This is a genomic window from Pelosinus propionicus DSM 13327, assembly GCF_900114615.1.
Classification (GTDB): domain Bacteria; phylum Bacillota; class Negativicutes; order DSM-13327; family DSM-13327; genus Pelosinus; species Pelosinus propionicus.
Map to the genome: position 1 here is coordinate 1 of NZ_FOTS01000124.1, position 1,364 is coordinate 1,364.

2 protein-coding genes are annotated in these 1,364 nt (G+C 38.3%); both read right to left on the minus strand.

Annotation, left to right across the window (positions count from 1 at the left end; translation table 11 throughout):
• Positions 1-632, minus strand: a 632-nt coding sequence (locus BMZ99_RS26120) for an IS3 family transposase (RefSeq protein WP_139214872.1), incomplete at its 3' end; no start/stop codon positions are given.
• The gene (locus tag BMZ99_RS25835) at positions 620-1,303 is read right to left on the minus strand and encodes a helix-turn-helix domain-containing protein (protein WP_090945017.1); all 684 of its coding nucleotides are present in this window, start codon (positions 1,301-1,303) and stop codon (positions 620-622) included. The genes BMZ99_RS26120 and BMZ99_RS25835, both read right to left, overlap by 13 nt.
• Between the last annotated feature and the right edge of the window lie 61 nt (positions 1,304-1,364).

Below are 1,364 nucleotides of genomic sequence, written 5' to 3' on the forward strand. Positions count from 1 at the left end.
GTATACTGAAATCCCCTGTCACTATGAAAGAGAGGGGATGCATCCGGATATTCTTTGTGAGCGATATCAAAGGTCTTAAAAACAAGTTCATTGTTGTTCGAATGACCAAGAACAAAGGCGACAATGCTTTTGTCTCCTAAATCCAGTATTGCGCTTAAATATGCTTTTCCTCCAATGCCGTACTTCATCTCTGTCACATCAGTAAGCCATTTTTCTCCAAAGTTATTGGATGAAAACTCTCTGTTCAAGATGTTTTCGGCAGTGGTTTCAGGTGTGGAATGGATATATGCCTTTCTTTTTTTGCGGCATACGGACTGAATATGTAAAATCTTCATTAATCGGTAAATCCGTTTGTAATTCAAAGTAAGGTTGTATTCACGGTTGAGTTTGATAGTCATTTGACGGTATCCAAGAATACCATCACGTTCTTGATAGGCCTCTTTGATCAGTGGGATTAACTTTGTATTAAATAGCGCGTTAGCATTCACTTGTCTATTTCGCCATTTGTAGTAAGACGATCTTTGTATACCTGAAATATCACATAGCTTCTGTATTGGATAGTTTTCCTTCTCATGAAGCTCCTGGATTGCCTGATAGATTGCATCGTATTTTATTTGGCTTAGAACCGCCACCTTTCTATTTCTTCCAACTTTTTTAAAAAATCGATCTCCATTTGCTGCCTTTTGTTCTTAGCTTCAAGAAGTTTATTTTCAGCTCTCAATTTTTCAATCTCAGACATTTCATCCAGCGTCTTTCTTTTACCACGTTTATCTTGCAGCGCTTCTACGCCATTTATTTCGTATTTGGTTGCCCAACTGTAAACCTGCTGGTAGGACACCCGATATTTTTGTGCGGTTTGTGCATAGTTATTCTGGTGCTCGATGCAATATTTAACGATTTCCACTCGTTCCTCATAGTTGGTTTTACGACCTTTGGTCATGATAGGTACTCCTCCCGTTCCAGAAGATTTTAACTTCTCATGACTATTATACTTTGAAATCCAGCTTCGCAGTTGACGAGTTGATTTTACTCCGTATTTTTTACAAAGATCCATATGAGAACCACTACCAGATAGATAATCCATCACGACTGTTTCTTTCAACTCCCAAGAATAGGATAGGTTTTTCGAGGTTTCCTGTAGCCCTTCTGGTCCTAAAGACTGATACCTTGCTAACCATCGCCTAATGCTTGTATTAGCTACCTTTAATTGCTTTGACAGATCGTTCATGGAGTATTCATTCCGTAGGTACTTTTCAACTGCATCAATGCGTTCTTCATATGAAACCGTAAATTTGCTTCCCATAAAAAATATGCTCCTTCCTTGCAATAGACAGTTTTATTATTTCAACTGTCTATTACAAGGG

Excerpts from the sequence above, each read along its gene's own strand:
- BMZ99_RS25835 (WP_090945017.1), bottom strand. The coding sequence starts at position 1,303 with ATGGGAAGCAAATTTACGGTTTCATATGAAGAACGCATTGATGCAGTT.